Genomic DNA, 16,802 nt, shown 5'->3' with positions numbered 1-16,802 from the left:
AGGACCCGGAGACCTACGACCGGTTCGAGAAGGTCGTGCTGGTCCATGGCTGCCGCCAGGTGCAGGAGCTGGCCTACGGCGAGACCATCACGGAATCCCTGCCCAAGCACGAGTTCCTGGGCGAGATGATCTCGAACCAGCTGATCTACTACCCGACCGTGACCCGCGAGCCGTTCCGCAACCGCGGCCGGATCACCGACCTGATGGTCTCGGGCAAGCTGTTCTCCGATATCGGCCTGCCGGCCATGTCGGTCGAGGCGGACCGCTTCATGCTCTGCGGCAGCCCCGACATGATCCGCGACACCCGCGAGCTGCTGAGCACCGGCGGTTACGAGGAAGGCAATCACGGCGAGGGCGGCCACTACGTGATCGAGAAAGCCTTCGTCGAGAAGTAGTTTTTTTGCACTTTGCGTTCAGCCCGGTGCGGTCCGCCGCGCCGGGTTTTTTCATGCCTCTGCGACGGCGTTCATCGTCGCCTGTTCGTCATTGCGAGCATAGCGAAGCAACCCAGGGCAGCGCGCGATCCCCGAAGGTGGCGTTTCCCTGGGTTGCTTCGCTCCGCTCGCAATGACGGTGCCGCGCGAAAACGTCCCGCCGGACGGGATGAAGCTCAGCGCTCGCCCTGCGGCACCGTCGGGACGCCGTCCGCGAAGGGGCCGCCGCCGGCGCTGAACAGCTTGCGCAGGAAGCCCGGGGCGATCGCCGAGAGCGGGTTCACGCTCACGTCCGGGGAGGCGAGCTTGCCGGAGACGCGGAAATTGACGGCGAACAGGCCCTCGTTGTGCCCGCCCCCGAGCAGCGGCCCGAGCAGCGGCAATTGCGAGGCGACGTTGTTGAGCCCGTAGAGCGGCACGAAGGTGCCGGTCATGTCGGTGCGCTCCCGGCCGGTATCGAGCCAGCCCGACAGGGTGAAGCCCATCGCGGCGTTGGAGATCGCTGCGTCGCTGAAATCGACCCGGCTGCCGCTGCGCACGAAATTCGCCCGCATCCGGTCGAAGGTCACGTCCCCGGCCGCCCGGCCCGGGGCGATCCGGCGGCCGCGGGCCGTGTCCGCCTCGGCCGGCTCCGGTCCCTGGGCCATGATGCTCGACAGGGCCGGCTCGTTGCGCAGCGAGAAGTCGCGGATCTGGACCACGCCGGCCTGCGGGCCGTCGTTGAGGCCGATCCCGGCGGTGAGGCGCCCGCCCTGCATCCGGCGGTAGACGTCGACGAAGCGCAACGTCGCGCCGGCATCGGCCGATTCCACCGCGAGCGTCGGCACGCCGCGCTCGCCCCGTGTGACGGTGGCGGCGAACGGGGCCGCGCGGAACCGCCCGGTGATGTTGGCGGCTTTCAGGGTCCGTCCGTGCAGGGTCAGCCGCAGGTTGGCGTTGGTCAGCGCCTCGTCGTTGAAGCCCGCCACGATCGGCACCTGGATATCGGCGTCGACATCCTTCGGGTTCGCATCTTTCGCCTCCTTGCCGCTTTTGGCGTCCGGCCCGCCGAGCGACTTCAGGAACGGCCGCGCATCGACCACCGCGCCGCGGACCAGGACCTTGTAGCCGGTGCCGGTGCGGTCGAGGCTCACCCGCAGGTCGTCGCCCGGGGACAGCTTGACGCTCGTCAGGTCGGCGCGCTCCAGGCCGCCTTCCGGGCTGATCGTGAGGCTGCCGCGGGCGGCGGCCGGGGCGGCGTCGAGGGCGAAGTCGCGCAGATCGTAGCTCTGGCCGTTCTCCACCAGCGTGAAGCTGAGGCGTCCCGGCTTGCCCGCCGGCTTGGTCAGTCCGGGCAGCAGCCCGTCGATGCCAGCCTTGGCGAGATCCGCCTCGATCTTGATCGGCGGCTTGCCGGATCCCGGCCGGCCGATCGGCACCACGGCGCGGACCGGGATCGTGCCCGAGAGAAGCGGCGCGGTCGGCAGGCCCTTCTTGGCCCGCAGGGCCTCGTCGAGGGCGAGGTTGACCACCGCCTCGCCGGGCTGGCCGACCTTGGGCTGGCGCATGTCCACCGAGATCGGCGCGCCGCCGACCCGGCCGTCGCCCTTCAGGGTGAAGGCGCCGCGGTCGTACAACAGGGCGAACTTGCCCGCTTCCAGGCGGTCCTTGCCCATCACCTTGTCGACCGAGAGGTCGGAGAGCGTCCCCGACAGGGTCACGGGCAGGTTCGGCAGGTCCGGCACGTGCTTGAGGTCGAGGGGGAAGTCGACCCGCAGGTCGGCGCCGCCCTTGATCGTGGCCGGGTCGAGATCGACGCTCATCAGGCTCTTGAACAGCTTGGCCTGGAGCACGGAGGCCATGCCGTCGGCGCCGCCGGAGAGCCGCATGCCGATCTGCGCCACGACCCGGTCCGGCATGATCTGCGGGATCACGAAGCTGCCGTCCGAGATCGCCAGCCCGCGGCCGTCCGGTCCGCGCACCTCGGCGGTCACGTTGCGCACGGTGGTCGAGCGCCCGGTGATCGTCCCGGAGACGTTGCCCTTCACCACCGGCGGCGCGTCGGCGGTGACGTCCAGCGCCGCGTCGGAGACCCGGAAGTCGATATGCACCGAGTCGTCGGGGGCCGGCTCGCCCTTGGTCGCGGCGGCCAGAACCGTGCCGGACATCTTCACGCGGATGTCAACGGACTCGATCCGGCCGCGGCGCAGCTGGTCCACCAGGTAGGTGCGGGCCGGCGGCGCGATATGCTCCGGCCACAGCCGCAACCCGGTCCGGACCTCGCCGTCATGGCCGAGGATGCGGAGCGTCAGGCCGCCGTCGTCGGCCGTGGTGCCGATCGTGCCGGTGATCACCCCCTGTACGCCCGGGGCCACGACGTTGAGCGCGTCGATGGCGATGCCGCCGTCCCGGCCGGTGAGTTGCGCGTCGAGCGCGTCGATCTTCACCGGCGCGTCCTTCGGGGTCGCCCCGCGCAAGGTCGCGTCGCGCCCCGACAGCGTCGCGGTCCAGGCCGTGGCGGCGTCCGGCGGACTCCCGGTCCAGGTGCCGGTCAGGTGCACCGCGTTGCCGGCCCCCCGGTAATCCAGGCCGGTGAGCGCCATGACGCGGGCCGCCTCGTCCCAGTTCAGGGTCGCGTCCAGGCTCTCGACCGTGACCGGATTGAAGTCCTTCTCCTCGATCAGGAACGTGCCGTCGCCGGTATGGACCTTCGCGTTCATGGTCGTGATCCGCCCGGCCACCAGGCTCACGTCGGCGCGGGCCGAGAGCTTAAGGTCGGTGGTCAACGGCAGGCTCGATTGCCCCGAGAGCAGCAGCAGGTCGGGCACCGGCAGGTCGTCCAGGGTGATGACCCCCGAGCGCGCCTGGGTTTCCCCGCCCTCGCGCAGGGCGCCACCGAAGCGCCACTCGCCGTGGGGGCCGTCGAGCCGCAACTCGAAGTTGCGGGTTCCATTGACCGGATCACGCCCGAACAGCCCGTTGACCCGGGCGAACACCGCGCGCTCGCGGCCGTCGTCGTCGATCAGCCGCAGCCGCGCATCGGTGATGCGGGCGCGGTCGAGGGCGCCGACGACGCCGCTGGAATCCAGCACCACGCCGAAGATCGAGGCCAAGGTCGCCGACAGCGGCGAGACCTTGCCCCGCGCCGCGTCCACGCTCGGCGGCGTGTGCGGCTCGATATCGACCGGGTGGTTGGCCTCGGAGGCCGCGAACGCGATGGAGCCGTCCCGGTGCACGAGGGCGGTGGTCTGCGTCTCGCGGAACTCGATTGAGCGCGGCTGCAGGTTGAGGTGCAGGAGGCCCCAGGGGTCGAGGCTGACCACGGCGAGCGGCGCCCGCACCACAAGGTCGCCCTGCGGGTTGCGGATGTCGAGGCCGGAGAAGCGCAGGCTCAGGGCGTTCTCGCGGTCGAGCTCGAGGCTGCTGCCGCGGATCCCGATGCTCCAGCCCGGCCCGATCCGCTCGGCCACGGCGGCCGCGACCCGGCGCGACAGGGCGTCGATCTGCAGAGGGCCGTTGGACAGGCGCAGGGCCGCCAGCCCGATCCCGCCGCCGACGAGCAGCACCAGGGCGAGCGCGCCGACGAGGCAGAACCCGCCCCAGCGTCGCGCCCTCCCCCGAGGCTTGGCTGCCAAGGTCGTCTCGTCCGCCATCGGGACCCTTGTTCCGGGGGCTTCGCGCGCGGAACTCCGCGGCCGGTGGATCGAAGCGCGACCGCGCTTTACAGCGGGCGTGACTCCGAGTTCTGGTCGGGCGGCGCGGCGCAACCTCACGGGGCTTCCGCGCACGGCGGGACTGCACACCATCAATCGGCCGAAAGGAAGGCACGATGCCATTGTCAGAGGGCGATCCGGCCCCCGATTTCGACTTGCCCGCATCCGGCGGAGGGCGGATCGCGCTGTCGGCGCTCCGCGGTCACAAGATCGTGCTCTACTTCTACCCGAAGGACGACACGAGTGGCTGCACCCTGGAGGCGCAGGACTTCAACGGCCTGCTGCCGGCCTTCGGCGAGGCCGACGCGACGGTGATCGGCCTGTCGCCGGACCCGGTGAAGAGCCACGACAAGTTCTGCGGCAAGTACGGCCTCGCCTTCCCGCTCGCCTCCGACGAGGACAAGGGTGTGCTGGAGGCCTACGGGGTCTGGGTCGAGAAGAGCATGTACGGGCGCACGTACATGGGCGTGGAGCGCACCACCGTGCTGGTCGACCGCGAGGGCCGCATCGCCAAGGTCTGGCCGAAGGTGAAGGTGCCCGGCCATGCCGAGGCGGTTCTGGAGGCCGCCCGGGCGCTGCCGTGAGCGGGCGGGGGAGCAGCGCGACGGATCCTTAACCCTAAGCGGGTCTGAATGGCGGCTCCCACGGGGCCGTCCCGATGCATCGCCCGCTGCCTCCGAAACTCCTCGCCGCCGGGTTCGCCCTCGCCCTCCTGTGGGCGCTCGGCGCCTCCTACCTGATCGTGTTCCACGACGACGTGCTCGCCGGCTTCGTCGCGCGCCAGGGGGCGATGCGGGACGCCTACGAAGCCCGGCTCGCCGAGCTGCGGGACCGGCTCGACCGGGCCGGCCGCGACCGGGTCGGAGCGGAATCGAGCCTGGCCGAGCGGGTCGCGGCGGCCCTCGAGCGCCAGGCCGAGCTAGAGCGTCGGCAGGCGGCCCTGGCCGGCCTCGGCGTCCAGCCCCCCGATCCGCTCACAACCGGCGCGCTGCCGCGTCCGGACGACGGCCCGGACGGGTTCGACCTGCGACCGGCCGAGGCGGGCGCGCCGTCCCGGTTCCCCGCCCTGCCCCGCCGGAGCGCCATCGATGCCGAGACCGGGCTGATCCGCCTGGAGGCCCGCCTCGACGGCCTGCGGGCCGCGCAGGGCGAGCGCCTCGCCCGGGTGGTCGAGCGGGCCGGCGACACGGTCCGGCGCCTGCGCGGGCTGATCGGCCGCACCGGCCTCGACCCCGATCGCCTCGATCCCACGACGGCTGGAACCGGCGGCCCGCTGGTCCCCCTCGACGCCCGCGCCCTGGACGGGTTCGCGACCGGCTTCGCGAGCAACCTGGACTTGGCCCGCCGGGCGCTGGATGACGGCGCGCGCCTGCACCGGCTCGCCGCCGCGCTGCCGCTGGGCCGGCCGACAGGCGGCGAGCCAGTCGTGTCGAGCCCGTTCGGCACCCGCCTCGACCCGTTCACCCGGGGTCTGGCGCTCCATACCGGCCTCGATCTCAAGGCCGAGTCCGGCGAGCCCGCCCGCGCCACCGCGCCCGGCCGGGTGAGCGCCGCGGACTATGCCGGCGGCTACGGCAACATGGTCGAGATCGACCACGGCCACGGCGTCGTCACCCGGTTCGGCCATCTCGCCCGCATCCTCGTCCGCCCGGGCCAGCGCGTCGTCGCGGGGGACGTGGTCGGCCTGGTCGGCTCGACCGGGCGCTCCACCGGGGCGCATTTGCATTACGAGACCCGGATCGACGGCGAGCCGGTCGACCCGCAGCGCTTCCTCGAGGCCGGCGGGGACCTCGCGGCGGCGCTGGCAACCGATTGAACTGGTGCCGGATTTTTCGGTCCATGATAGCGTGGCGTGTCCGATCGGAGGCCGCGATGCACGCTGGGCGCATGAGCGTCGCCGAGTATCGGCGCTGGGTCGAGCCGCGCCCGGACGAGGAGCGCTGGGAACTGCTCGACGGCGAGCCGGTGCTGATGGCGCCGCCGAGCGCCCGGCACCAGCGCATCGTGACCAACCTGCTCACGCATCTCGACGCGCTGGCCGAGCCGCGCGGCTGCGGCGCCTATCCGGGCCTCGCGATCCTCAGCGACGCGATGGACGATTACGCGCCCTACCCGGACGTCGTGGTCCATTGCGGGTCGATGCCGCCCAACGGCTACATTGATGACCCGCTGCTGATCGCCGAGGTGCTCTCGCCCGGCACCATGACCAACGACCGGGGCCGCAAGCTCGCCTTCTACGCCACCGTTCCGAGTCTCCAGACCTTGCTGATCGTCTATCAGGACGAGGCCCGGATCGAGGTCTGGCGCCGGGATGCCGACTGGACGATGCGGGTCGCCGGGCCGGGCGAGGCCATTGTCCTGCCGGAACTCGGCGGCGCCCTGCCGGTGGGCGAGGCCTACGCCCGGGTTGCCTTCTGAACCGGCGCTGTTGCGGGCACCGTCGCGGGTGCTACCATCGCGCCCGGATCATCGGAGGGCGGCGATGGCTTTGGCCGCGAAGCGCGACGCGCGCATGCGGGTCGCCGAGTTCAGGCATTGGACGGACAGCCGTCCGGACGCGGAGCGTTGGGAGCTGCTCGACGGCGAGCCTGTGCTCATGTCGCCGCCGCGCGAGCGTCACCAAGCGATCGTCGCCAACCTGATCCGCCGAATCGGCGACCTCGCCGACGGGAAGGATTGCCGCGCCCTCCCCGGCCTCGGGATCGTCAGCGCCGCGCAGGACGATTTCGTGCCGATCCCCGACGTGGTGGTGCGCTGCGGGCCGCCGCTGCCGGACGGCTATGCCGAGGATCCGCTGCTGGTGGCCGAGGTGCTGTCGCCCTCGACCATGAGCCTGGACCGGGGCCGCAAGATCGACTTCTACCGCACGGTCCCGAGTCTCAAGGTCCTGCTGATCGTCTATTCCGACGAGGCGCGCGTCGAGGCCTGGCGCCGGGAGGCCGACGACTGGAGCGTCCAGGCGCTCGGCCTCGACGGCAGCCTTGCGCTGCCGGAACTCGACGGCACCGTGCCGGTGCGCGACATCTACCGTGGTCTCGCCGTCTGAGGCCCCGCACCCGATCGCAACGTGCCGGTTCGTCCGGCCCAGCAGAGCGTCAAGGCACCGACTTGCCCCACTTCGAAGATTTCTACGCGGCCAAGCTGCGCGGCGCCCTGGGCGTGACGGACGCGGAATCGGTGCTCGACCTGCGCGGCGCCAACCGGGCGACCGCGGAAGCGTCGCTGAAGGACATGCTGGAGCGCAGCCGCTTCGCCAAGGGCAAGACCGTGGCGATCCGCCTGGACCCGCCCCCGGAGGGCGGCGGCGAGACCCTGTTCCAGCCGGCGGGCCGCCTGCTCCTGGACGCCAAGCGCCGCGGGCTGATCGAGCGCCTGCACACCCTGCCGGCCCAGGACGGCCTCGGCTTCTACGTCGCCTTGGCCGGTCGGGCGGACCGGGTCCCGATGTGATCCGGCGGCCGGTGTAGAGCTGGCAACGGATCGGGTCCGGGCCTCCGGACGTTGATCGGGCCCGCGCCACCGGATCCCGCCCGTGCCGAACCCAAGACCCCGCCTGTGCCGGTGCCGCGCATGACGCCCTTCCCCGGCGGGCGCAACACGATCGAGCGCATCGCCCGCCTCGGCTACGGCGCCCGCGGGATCGTCTATGGCGTGGTCGGCGCCCTGGCGCTGCTCGCCGCCCTCGGCCAGGGCGGCCGGGCCGGCGACAGCAAGGATGCCCTGCGCGCCGTCCTGGGCGGGCCGTTCGGCGCGGTTCTGGTCGGGCTGATCGCCCTGGGGCTGGTCGGCTTCGCGCTCTGGCGCCTGGTCGAGGGCGTGACCGATGCCGACCGCCGGGGTACCTCCGCCAAGGGGCTGGCGGTGCGCGGCGCTCACCTGATCAGCGCCGCGATCTATCTCGGCCTGGCCGTCAGCGCGGCCTCGCTCAGCCTCGGCCTCGGCACGAGCGGCGGCGACGGCATGCATGACGGCACCGCCTGGCTCCTGGCAAAACCCTTCGGCCGCTGGCCCGTGGCGCTCGGCGGGCTCGGGGTGATCGGCGGCGGCTTCGGGTTCCTGGGCAAGGGAGTCCTGGGCAAGGGAGTCCTGGGCAAGGCCTGGCGGGGCGATGTCACCGACCGGCTCGCCCTCGACGCCCAGGCCCGCGACCGCTGGGCCGGCCCGATCGGCCGCTTCGGCTACGCGGCCCGGGGCATCGCCTTCCTGATCATCGGCGGATTCCTGGTGGCGGCGGCCTGGCACCAGCGCTCGTCGGACGCGAAGGGCCTGGCCGAGGCCTTCGCGTTGCTGCGTGCCCAGCCCTACGGCTGGATCCTGCTCGCCCTGGTCGGGGCCGGGCATGCCGCCTTCGGGGCGTTCGGACTGATCCAGGCCCGCTACCGGCACATCGATGCCCCCGATATCGACCGGGTCGACGACGCGGCTGGAGCGGCTGTCCGGGCGCTCACCTGAAAGATAAACCTTTGTATTTTTTGGTTGATGCCCCATGTAGAGTTCACCCTCCGCGCAATACCGTGCCCTGGGCGACGACGCGGAGACGATGATGGCCAGGACGCTGATTACGGGTAAGGCGCAGACCGTAACGACCGAAGACTTCAACGAGCGCGTCAAGACCCTGCTCGTCGACAAGGTCTACCCGCTCAAGGGCCGGACCTACCAGAAGAACTTCAAGACCGGCTTCTCCGGCGCGATCGTCAAGTAGCACGACCGACCGGCCTGGCGCCCTCGCGGCGTCCGGCCCCGCGTTGACAGGGCGGATGCCGCGGCGGATACCGCGCGGCACCCCATCCGGCCCCCGATGCAGCAGCGCTTCTACAAGATCGCGGTGATGGTGGCCCACGACCTCGCGGCGACCGCCGCCGCCGTGGTGCTCACCTTCCTGTTCCGCTTCCAGGGCGGCATACTGGACGAGCGCCTGCACGCCCTGCCGCTGCTGCTGCCGCCGTTCCTGCTCTTTGCCGGCCTCGTCTACGGCCGGTTCCGGCTGTACCGGACCAAGTGGCGCTTCGCCTCGCTGCAGGATCTCGCCGGGATCGTCCGGGCGTCGAGCGTCCTGGCGCTGGCCCTGCTGGTGACCGACTGGGTCCTGGTCTCGTCCGACCTCTACGGCTTCTACTTCTTCGGCAAGATCGCGATCCTTCTGTACTGGGTCCTGCAGATCTTTCTGCTCGGGGGCGCGCGCCTCGCGTTCCGGTACCTGAAGGACACCCGCTCCCGGCAATCCAGCGCCCGGGCCGCCACCGTGCCGACGCTGCTGCTCGGGCGCGGGGCCGATCTCGACGTGCTGATCCGCGCCATCGAGACCGGCTCGGTCCGCAAGCTGGCGCCCCGCGGGATCCTGTCGCCCCGGGCGGACGAGACCGGGCAGTTCATGCGCGGCGTGCCCGTGCTCGGCGGCTTCCGGGATCTCGAACGGGTGGTGGCGGAGCTGACGGCCGGCGGCGAGCCGGTGCGGCGGCTGGTGGCCGCCCCGAGCGCCCTGGTGCCGGAGGCCGCCCCCGACGATCTCATCGCCCGCGCCCGGCGGCTCGGCCTGCCGCTCGCCCGCGTGGTCGGGCTCGGCGAGGGCGCGCAGGGCCCCGAGCTGGCGCCCCTCGAGATCGAGGATCTGCTCCTGCGCCCCACCGTGGCGATCGACCGGCCGCGCCTCGAGGCGTTTTTGGCCGGTCGCCGGGTGGTGGTGACGGGGGGCGGCGGCTCGATCGGCTCGGAAATCTGCCTGCGGGCCGTGGCCTTCGGGGCCGCCGCGGTGCTGGTGCTCGAATCCTCGGAGCCGGCGCTGCACGGCATCCTCAGCCACCCGGCGATCCTGTCCGCCCAGGCCGCGGTGACCGGCGTGCTCGCCGACATCCGCGACCGGGAGCGGGTCCATCAGGTCATCGCGGCGTTCCGGCCCGATTGCGTGGTCCACGCCGCCGCGCTCAAGCAGGTGCCCTACCTGGAGCGCGACTGGCAGGAGGGCATCAAGACCAACGTGTTCGGCTCGATCAACGTCGCCGAGGCCGCGGTGGCCGCGGGCGCCCGGGCGCTGGTGATGGTCTCCACCGACAAGGCGATCGAGCCGGTCTCGCAGCTCGGCGTCACCAAGCGCTTCGCCGAGATGGTCGCCCAGGCGCTGGACGCCGAGCAATCCGCGAAGCCGGACCATCCGACCCGGCTGATCGCGGTGCGCTTCGGCAACGTGCTCGGCTCGGTTGGCTCGGTGGTGCCGGTGTTCAAGGCGCAGATCGCCCGGGGCGGCCCGGTCACGGTCACCGATCCCGACATGGTCCGTTACTTCATGACCGTGCGCGAGGCCTGCGACCTCGTGCTGACCGCGGCCTCCCACGCGGACGGCGAGGGCCGGGCCGCCCCGGAGGCGGAGCGCGCTGCGGTCTACGTGCTCAAGATGGGCCAGCCGGTGCGGATCGCCGAGCTCGCCGAGCGGATGATCCGGCTGGCCGGGTTCGAGCCGGGGGCGGAGATCGAGATCGCGTATACCGGCGCCCGGCCCGGCGAGCGGCTCAACGAGATCCTGTTCGCCCGGGAGGAGCCCCGGGTCACCCTGCCGGGCATCGACGGCGTGATGGCGGCCCGCCCGGTCTTCGCCGACCGCGCCCGGCTCGACGCCTGGGTGGCGCAGCTCCGGGAAGCCGTGGCGGCGGGCGACCGGGCGGCCGCGGAAGCCGTGTTCGAGGCGGCGGTGCCGCATTTCCGTGAGCGCCACGCGCAACGGCCGGCCGGGCGTGGGGCTGCCTCCTCTGCCGCGACCACGGTCGAAGCCGAGCCGCCATCCGGTGCGGCGAGCGCGGCGATCGGTTGATCGAACCGGTGGCTTTGAGACGACGGAAAGTCCCGGCAGGCCGCCGCGCGATCAGCGCCCCACCGCCGTAAGGAGCTGGGGCAGGTCGGCGATCATCGCCGTACGTGCCCGGATCCCGGCCGGCCCGGCCTCGCGTCGATCGTCCTGGATGAGGCGCGCGAAGGCCACGGTCTCGGGACCGCGGCGTGCCCAGCCGACGAACCATCCGTAGCCACGCGCCTCGTCGAGGGAGCCGTCCGGGTTGCGCGGGAAGCCGGTGCCGGTCTTGCCGTGGATCTCCCAGCCATCCGAGGGGGCCTCGATCCGCATGAGGGTTTCGGTCATCGCCAGAGCCGCGTCTGAGACGGGCAGGTCATGCCGGGCGAGCCGGCTCAGAAAGGCTACCTGCTCCAGTGGGCTGATCGCCAGGGATGAACTCAGCCACGCCCGCGTCAGGCCGTCGGCCTGGCCGGCATCTCCGGACACGTCCGCATTGCCGTAGCCGAACCGTGTCACGTAGGCCCGGAACCGGCCCGCGCCGAGGGCGCGCGTGACACGCTGGGAGTACCAGACCACGGAATCGCGGATCCAGCTTTCGGGATCGACGGTCTTCCGCCAGGACGGATTCCATGCCGCGTCGCCGCCGCGGAACGGGAGGGCCGGGCTGTGCACGTCCGTGAGGAATCCAGCATCGAAGCCCATCAAGCTGATGGCGATCTTGAAGGTCGAAGCCGGCGTGACTTGCCGGTCGCAATCGCCGCGCTGGAGCAGGATGCGGCCGTCCGTGGCGTCGGCAATCGCGGTGCACACAACTTCGCTCGCGTGCGCTGGGCCGACGAACGCGATGAAGCCGAGGAAGAGGATTGCCGATATCCGCATGACGATCGCGACCACCATAGGACGTTGGGCGTGGGCTTGAGCAGGCTGCCGCAGTCGCTCAGCCCCCCTCCCGCGCCAATCGCGCCAGCCCGTCCCGGGTCGGCGCGGCCGGGCGCCATCCGAGCGCCGCGAGGCCGTCGGCGCGGGCCTCCAGGCCCTCGGCCACCCGGGCGAACAGCGCCTCCCGGCCGGTCAGCCGGCAGGCGAGCCCGAGGAGGCCGGCCGGAACCGGGACCAGGGCGGGCTTGCGGCCGAGGCCGGCGCGCAGCGCCGTGAGCATCTGGGCCAGGCTGAGCGGGTCCGGATCGGCGGCGATCAGGGCGGATCGGATCGGGGCCGGCGCCCGCAGGACCGCGTCCACGGCGCCCGACAGGCTCTCCAGGGAGATCAACGAGCGCCGCGCCGCCAGCCCGCCCAGCGGCAGGGGATAGGGGCTGCGGGCGAGCCGCAGCAGCGCGGCCATGTTGCCCTTCACGCCCGCGCCGTAGACCAGGACCGGGCGGAGCGCGACCCAGTCGAGACCGGTCTCGGCCAACGCCCGCTCGGCCTCCAGCTTGGAGCGGCCGTAGGCGTCGGTGGGCCGTGGATCATCGCCCTCCCCGACCATACCGGGCGCGCTGGCGCCGACCTGCGCGCGGATCGAGGACAGGAACACGAACCGGCGCACCTTCGCCCGGGAAGCGGCCTCCGCGAGCCGGCGCGTCGCCTCGGTGTTGAGGGTGCGGTAATCATCCTCGGGCGCCCCCGACATGGCGTGGGCCAAGCCCGCCGAGTGCACCACGGCGTCGACGCCGCTGAGCGCCGCCGCCATGTTGATCGGGCGGGTCAGGTCGCCGACCACCGCGCTCGCGGCGCCGTCCGGCAGGGACGCCGGCCGGCGCAGCAGCACCCGGACCCGGTAGCCGCGGGCGGTGAGGTCGGCGAGCAGGTGGCGGCCGATGAACCCGGTCGCCCCGGTGAGCGCGATCAATCCGGTCACGAGTGGGCAACACCTTCGGCGGGGGCGCGGGCGAAGCGGCGGAGCAGGGCGGCGACCAGGGCGAGCCCAGCCGCGAGCGCCCCGAGCGTGACCGGCCAGGACGGCCAAAGCAAGGTCGCGGCGGCGAACCCGGCCAGGACGAGGTTGACCGCGAACACCCGCGCCACGACGCTCAAGACGGTCAGGCCGTTATCGGTGGCGCGCTGGTAGTAATGGCCGCGATGCGCCTCCCAGACCCGCTCGCCCCGGGCGGCCCGGGCGGCGAGCGTCAGGCTGGCATCGGCGAGGTAGACCAGCGGCAGCAGCAGGGCGGCGGCGAGCCCCCCCGCCAGGGCGAGCTGGCAGAGCAGCCACGCGGTGACGAGCCCGACCGGCAGCGCGCCGACATCCCCGAGGAAGAGTTTTGCGACGGGCCGGTTGAACGGCGCGAAGCCGAGCATGGCCCCGAGCAGGCAGGCCGCCACCAGGACCGGCAGCGCCGGCAGGTATCCGGCGAGCCCGAGCCCCAGGAGCGCACCGGAGACCGGGACGATCTCGGCCACCGTCATCCAGTCGAGCCCGTCCATGAAGTTGGTCAGGTTCACGAACCAGAGGCCTGCCAGCAGCGCGAGGCCTCTTTCCAGCCACAGCGGCGCTCCGGACAGCAGCCGCCCGTCGAGCTGCCAGACCAGCACGCCGACGACGCCCGCCTGCACGATGAGCCGCAGGCCGGCCGGCAGCGGCCGCAGGTCGTCCACAGCGCCAAGGATGGCCAGCACCAGGATGCCGCTCGCGAGCCCGATCCAGTCCGGCCGGCCGCCGATCTCGGGCGCCGCGATCAGCAGCCCGGAGATCGTCACCAGCGCCGTCACCACGGCGATCCCGCCGCCCTGTGGCGTCGGCACGGTGTGGCTCGACCGGGCGTTCGGTCGCGCCAGGGCGTAGCGCTGCAGCACCGGCCGCAACCGCAGGATCAGCCCGGCCGACAGGGCGGCGGCGAGCAGGACGGCGAGGAGGAGGATCGGCGTCACGGTGTTCGATGGTCCGCTGCTTGTGCTTGGTCGCGGGAATGGCCGCCGGTTCTATCGCGTCTCGGCTGGCGATGGCCGTCATGCATGTCGCAGCCTGCGATCGGACCCGGTCGCGTCACTGGCCGGCGGCGACCCGGTCGATCTCGTTCGCGAGCGTCGCGTAGGCGAAGTCGATGGTCGGCGGTGCGGCCGGACAGGGCCATCGCGCCCCGTGTGCGAGGAAGTCCCGATACGCGATGACGTCCCACAGATCCTTCCGGGGATCGGCTCGGCTCTGGGCGGTCACGGCCAGCAGGCGCCGGTATCCGCCGAGGTTCGAGAAATCCGCACTCGTGCGGGCGAGGTCCTCACGGCAGGCGGCGAACGGGAAGGCCGCGTCGTAGTGCAGGTCCAAGACATGACGCACCTTGCTCGACGCCACCCCGATCAGACGGAACAGATCCGCCTCGAACGCGGCGACGAGGTCGGTGAAGCCCTGCCGCCGGATCTGCCGCCCGACGCGCTCGAAATGCTCCTGGATCGCCTTCCGGCGGTCCTTCACGACATCGCCCACCGCGACGCCGAGCTGACTCAGAAGATCCGCCGAGGCCGTCCGCCGCAAGGCCGCCTGCCGGGCATAGGCATGCGCTCCGAGCTGGGATTGGAGCGCGCTGTACGAGGCGTCGAACCGGTGCCCGTTCACAGGCGCGGGTCCGTACCCAGGTCGTATGCCGTGAGCAGCGCGTCCAATGCCGTCTCGAAGGACTCTTTCGTGAGCGGGGTCGAACGGCTCCGCGCGGAGGGTTGGACGATGCTCCAGCCCGGCTGCTCGGCGGGTCCCGCAAGCACCTGGAACAGCGGGTCCCCGCTGCCCAGGCGCGACATGTCGATCCGGCCGCGGGCACCGATCACGACGGTGCCCATCGGGTCGAGCCGCACGGTCTCGGTCCCGACCTCGATGTCCAGTCGCTCGATCTCGTAGGCGCCCGTCGCCGCCTCGTGCATCGGCTTGAGCCGGCGCTCCAAGATGATCCCGCCATCGTCGACGAACGGCTTCAGCCACGCGGCGATCGCGTCGTAGAGCCCGGACACCGCGCCCTGCCAGCGTGTCACGAGAGCGGCCGGCTCCTCGCGGTCGCCGCCCGCGTCCCGAAGGCGCTGAATCGTCTCCTTCAGGGCCATGCGGCGTGTCTCCGATCCGGCACCGGGCGAATCCGGCGGGCGGCATGATCCTACAGAACCGCTTCGCGGCCGACGAGGGCGACCGCCCTTCGGAAGGCCGCCCTACGCCGCCCGGACCGTCGCGAGGAAGCGCCCGACCTCGGCGGTCAGGTGCTCGGATTGGCGCGACATCTCGGAGGCGGCCTCGAGCACCTGGGTGGCGGCGGCGCCGGTCTCTCCGGCGGCCTGGGCGAGGCTCGCGATGGTGCCGGTGACCGCGCCGGTGCCGGAAGCCGCCTCGGCGACGTTGCGGACGATCTCCTGGGTGGCCGCGCCCTGCTCCTCCACCGCCGCCGCGATCGAGGTCGCGACCCCGTCGATCTCGCGGATCCGCCGCCCGATCCCGTCGATCGCCGCCACGGCCTGGCCGGTCGAGGCCTGGATCCGGCCGATCTGGCCGGTGATGTCTTCCGTCGCGCGGGCGGTCTGGGCGGCGAGTTCCTTCACCTCGGTCGCCACCACGGCGAAGCCGCGCCCGGCCTCGCCGGCCCGGGCCGCCTCGATCGTGGCGTTGAGCGCCAGCAGGTTGGTCTGGGCCGCGATCCCGGAGATCAGCGCGACGACATCGCCGACCTTCGCGGCGGCGGCGCTGAGGTCCTGCACCAGGGTGACGGTGCCGATGGCCTCGTCCACGGCGATCCGCGCCAGGTCGGCCGAGCCGGTCACCTGCCGTCCGATCTCCTGGACCGCCGCGCCGAGCTGCTCCGCGGCGGCCGCGACGGTGGTGACATTGGCCGCCGCCGCGCGGGCCGCGACCGCGACGGTGCCGGACTGGTCGGTCGAGGCCGCGGCGCTGCCGGTCAGGGCGCGGGCGGTGACCTCCAACTCGGTCGCGGCCGTGGAGACGCCGCCGACGATGCCGCCGACCGCCTGCTCGAACGCGTCGGCCATGGCGTGGGTCGCCGCCCGGCGCTGGGTCTCGGCGTCGGCCCGGGCCTGCGCGGTCTCCGCCTCCAGGGCGCGCGTCCGGATCAGGGTCTCGCGGAACACCACGAGCGCGCCGGCCAGGGTGCCGACCTCGTCCCGGCGGTCCCGCCCCGGGATGGCGACCTCGGCATCGCCCGCGGCGAGGCGCTGCGTCGCCCCGGCGATCACCCGGAGCGGCCTGCTGACGCCGCGCGTGACCAGCACGAAGGCGCCCAGGGCGACCAGGAGGGCGAGGCCGCCGAGCGCCAGCATCTTCCGGTTGGCACCCGCATAGGTCTCCGCGATCAGCGCGCCGCTCGCCTGCGATCCGGCGGCGTTCAGGCCGACGAGCTTTTCCCAATCGGCCATGATCGCGGCGATGCTGTCCGACATCGCCGTGTTGTAGATCAGCTGGCCGCCCGCGATGTCGCCCGCGCCGGCCTTGGCCACGGCCTCCCGCTGCTGGTCGGCGTAGGTCGCCCGGTGCCGCTGGAAGGTGCCGTAGGCCTCGCGCTCGCCTTGGGAGAGCGGCAGGGCCTCGTACCGGGCGATCTGCGTGGCGAGCAGTGCGTCGCGCTTGGCGATCTGTCCCTCGACCAGCGTGCGCTGCTCGGGCGTGTCGGCGGTGATCAGGCGCCCGGCATTGACCCGCTGGCGCATGATGTTGATGCCGATCCAGCCCAGGGCATCGGTGGCGGGCACGCGCACGTCGCGCAGCTGCGCGGCGGTCGCATCGATGCCGCGCAGTTCGGCCAGGGAGAGGCCGCAGGTGGCGACGATCAGCAGGACCAGGCCGGCGAGGCACGCGCCGAGCTTGGCCGCGATGGAGATCCCCGTGCGCATGTCGCTTCGCCCTGGTCCGATACCGGATCAGGGGACATTCCTATCAAAAGACTGTCAAGCTTGCCCCGGCAGACCTGC

At 72.4% G+C, this 16,802-nt stretch carries 15 protein-coding genes and 1 pseudogene; 9 read left to right on the top strand and 7 right to left on the bottom strand.

The features are described 5' to 3' along the window. Positions 1-395, top strand: a pseudogene (locus MKL09_RS01550) (ferredoxin--NADP reductase); the annotation flags it as partial. 215 nt (positions 396-610) lie between these two features. Here MKL09_RS01550 and MKL09_RS01545 read toward each other — a convergent pair. Beyond that, on the bottom strand, positions 611-4,066 hold the full coding sequence (locus MKL09_RS01545; RefSeq protein ID WP_244017302.1) for a DUF3971 domain-containing protein: 3,456 nt from the start codon (positions 4,064-4,066) through the stop codon (positions 611-613). Positions 4,067-4,242: 176 nt separating this feature from the next. Here MKL09_RS01545 and MKL09_RS01540 point away from each other — a divergent pair, with 176 nt between their 5' ends. The 8 genes from MKL09_RS01540 (at position 4,243) to MKL09_RS01505 (ending at position 10,928) form a co-directional block, all read left to right on the top strand. Then, the gene (locus tag MKL09_RS01540; RefSeq protein ID WP_244017300.1) at positions 4,243-4,710 is read left to right on the top strand and encodes a peroxiredoxin; all 468 of its coding nucleotides are present in this window, start codon (positions 4,243-4,245) and stop codon (positions 4,708-4,710) included. Positions 4,711-4,784: 74 nt separating this feature from the next. Next, positions 4,785-5,942 (top strand): M23 family metallopeptidase, encoded by a 1,158-nt coding sequence (locus tag MKL09_RS01535; RefSeq protein ID WP_244017298.1) that lies wholly within the window; start codon positions 4,785-4,787, stop codon positions 5,940-5,942. 56 nt (positions 5,943-5,998) lie between these two features. After that, positions 5,999-6,544 carry a Uma2 family endonuclease gene (locus MKL09_RS01530; protein WP_244017296.1) on the top strand — a complete coding sequence of 182 codons (546 nt, stop codon included), beginning with the start codon at positions 5,999-6,001 and terminating at the stop codon, positions 6,542-6,544. Between the two features lie 64 nt (positions 6,545-6,608). Further along, a complete protein-coding gene (locus MKL09_RS01525) occupies positions 6,609-7,172 on the top strand; it encodes a Uma2 family endonuclease (RefSeq protein WP_244017294.1) in 564 nt (187 codons plus the stop codon). Between the two features lie 62 nt (positions 7,173-7,234). Further along, the gene (locus tag MKL09_RS01520) at positions 7,235-7,576 is read left to right on the top strand and encodes a hypothetical protein (protein ID WP_244017292.1); all 342 of its coding nucleotides are present in this window, start codon (positions 7,235-7,237) and stop codon (positions 7,574-7,576) included. 120 nt (positions 7,577-7,696) lie between these two features. Further along, positions 7,697-8,578 carry a DUF1206 domain-containing protein gene (locus MKL09_RS01515; protein ID WP_244017290.1) on the top strand — a complete coding sequence of 294 codons (882 nt, stop codon included), beginning with the start codon at positions 7,697-7,699 and terminating at the stop codon, positions 8,576-8,578. 91 nt (positions 8,579-8,669) lie between these two features. Then, a complete protein-coding gene (locus MKL09_RS01510) occupies positions 8,670-8,828 on the top strand; it encodes a hypothetical protein (protein WP_167367636.1) in 159 nt (52 codons plus the stop codon). 96 nt (positions 8,829-8,924) lie between these two features. Beyond that, complete coding sequence (locus tag MKL09_RS01505) at positions 8,925-10,928, top strand: SDR family NAD(P)-dependent oxidoreductase (protein WP_244017288.1); 2,004 nt, start codon at positions 8,925-8,927, stop codon at positions 10,926-10,928. 51 nt (positions 10,929-10,979) lie between these two features. Here MKL09_RS01505 and blaOXA read toward each other — a convergent pair whose 3' ends face one another. From blaOXA to MKL09_RS01475, 6 genes are all read right to left on the bottom strand, one after another. Continuing rightward, positions 10,980-11,786, bottom strand: a complete 807-nt coding sequence (gene blaOXA, locus MKL09_RS01500; protein ID WP_279605625.1) for a class D beta-lactamase — start codon at positions 11,784-11,786, stop codon at positions 10,980-10,982. Positions 11,787-11,844: 58 nt separating this feature from the next. Then, positions 11,845-12,765: an NAD-dependent epimerase/dehydratase family protein gene (locus tag MKL09_RS01495; RefSeq protein WP_244017284.1), complete on the bottom strand. Its 921-nt coding sequence runs from the start codon at positions 12,763-12,765 to the stop codon at positions 11,845-11,847. Then, positions 12,762-13,775 (bottom strand): MraY family glycosyltransferase, encoded by a 1,014-nt coding sequence (locus tag MKL09_RS01490; protein WP_244017282.1) that lies wholly within the window; start codon positions 13,773-13,775, stop codon positions 12,762-12,764. The genes MKL09_RS01495 and MKL09_RS01490 overlap by 4 nt, the downstream gene beginning before the upstream one ends. Before the next feature lie 115 nt (positions 13,776-13,890). Beyond that, on the bottom strand, positions 13,891-14,457 hold the full coding sequence (locus MKL09_RS01485; protein ID WP_244017280.1) for a hypothetical protein: 567 nt from the start codon (positions 14,455-14,457) through the stop codon (positions 13,891-13,893). Continuing rightward, positions 14,454-14,936, bottom strand: coding sequence for a hypothetical protein (locus MKL09_RS01480; protein WP_244017278.1), 483 nt, complete (start codon positions 14,934-14,936; stop codon positions 14,454-14,456). Before MKL09_RS01480 ends, MKL09_RS01485 begins: the two co-directional genes overlap by 4 nt. Before the next feature lie 102 nt (positions 14,937-15,038). After that, the gene (locus tag MKL09_RS01475) at positions 15,039-16,724 is read right to left on the bottom strand and encodes a methyl-accepting chemotaxis protein (RefSeq protein WP_244017276.1); all 1,686 of its coding nucleotides are present in this window, start codon (positions 16,722-16,724) and stop codon (positions 15,039-15,041) included. Positions 16,725-16,802 lie beyond the last annotated feature (78 nt).

This window comes from Methylobacterium sp. J-048 (genome assembly GCF_022829515.1).
Classification (GTDB): Bacteria; Pseudomonadota; Alphaproteobacteria; order Rhizobiales; family Beijerinckiaceae; genus Methylobacterium.
The sequence above is the reverse complement of the archived record's forward strand: the minus strand, read 5'-3'. Positions and strand labels throughout refer to the sequence as shown.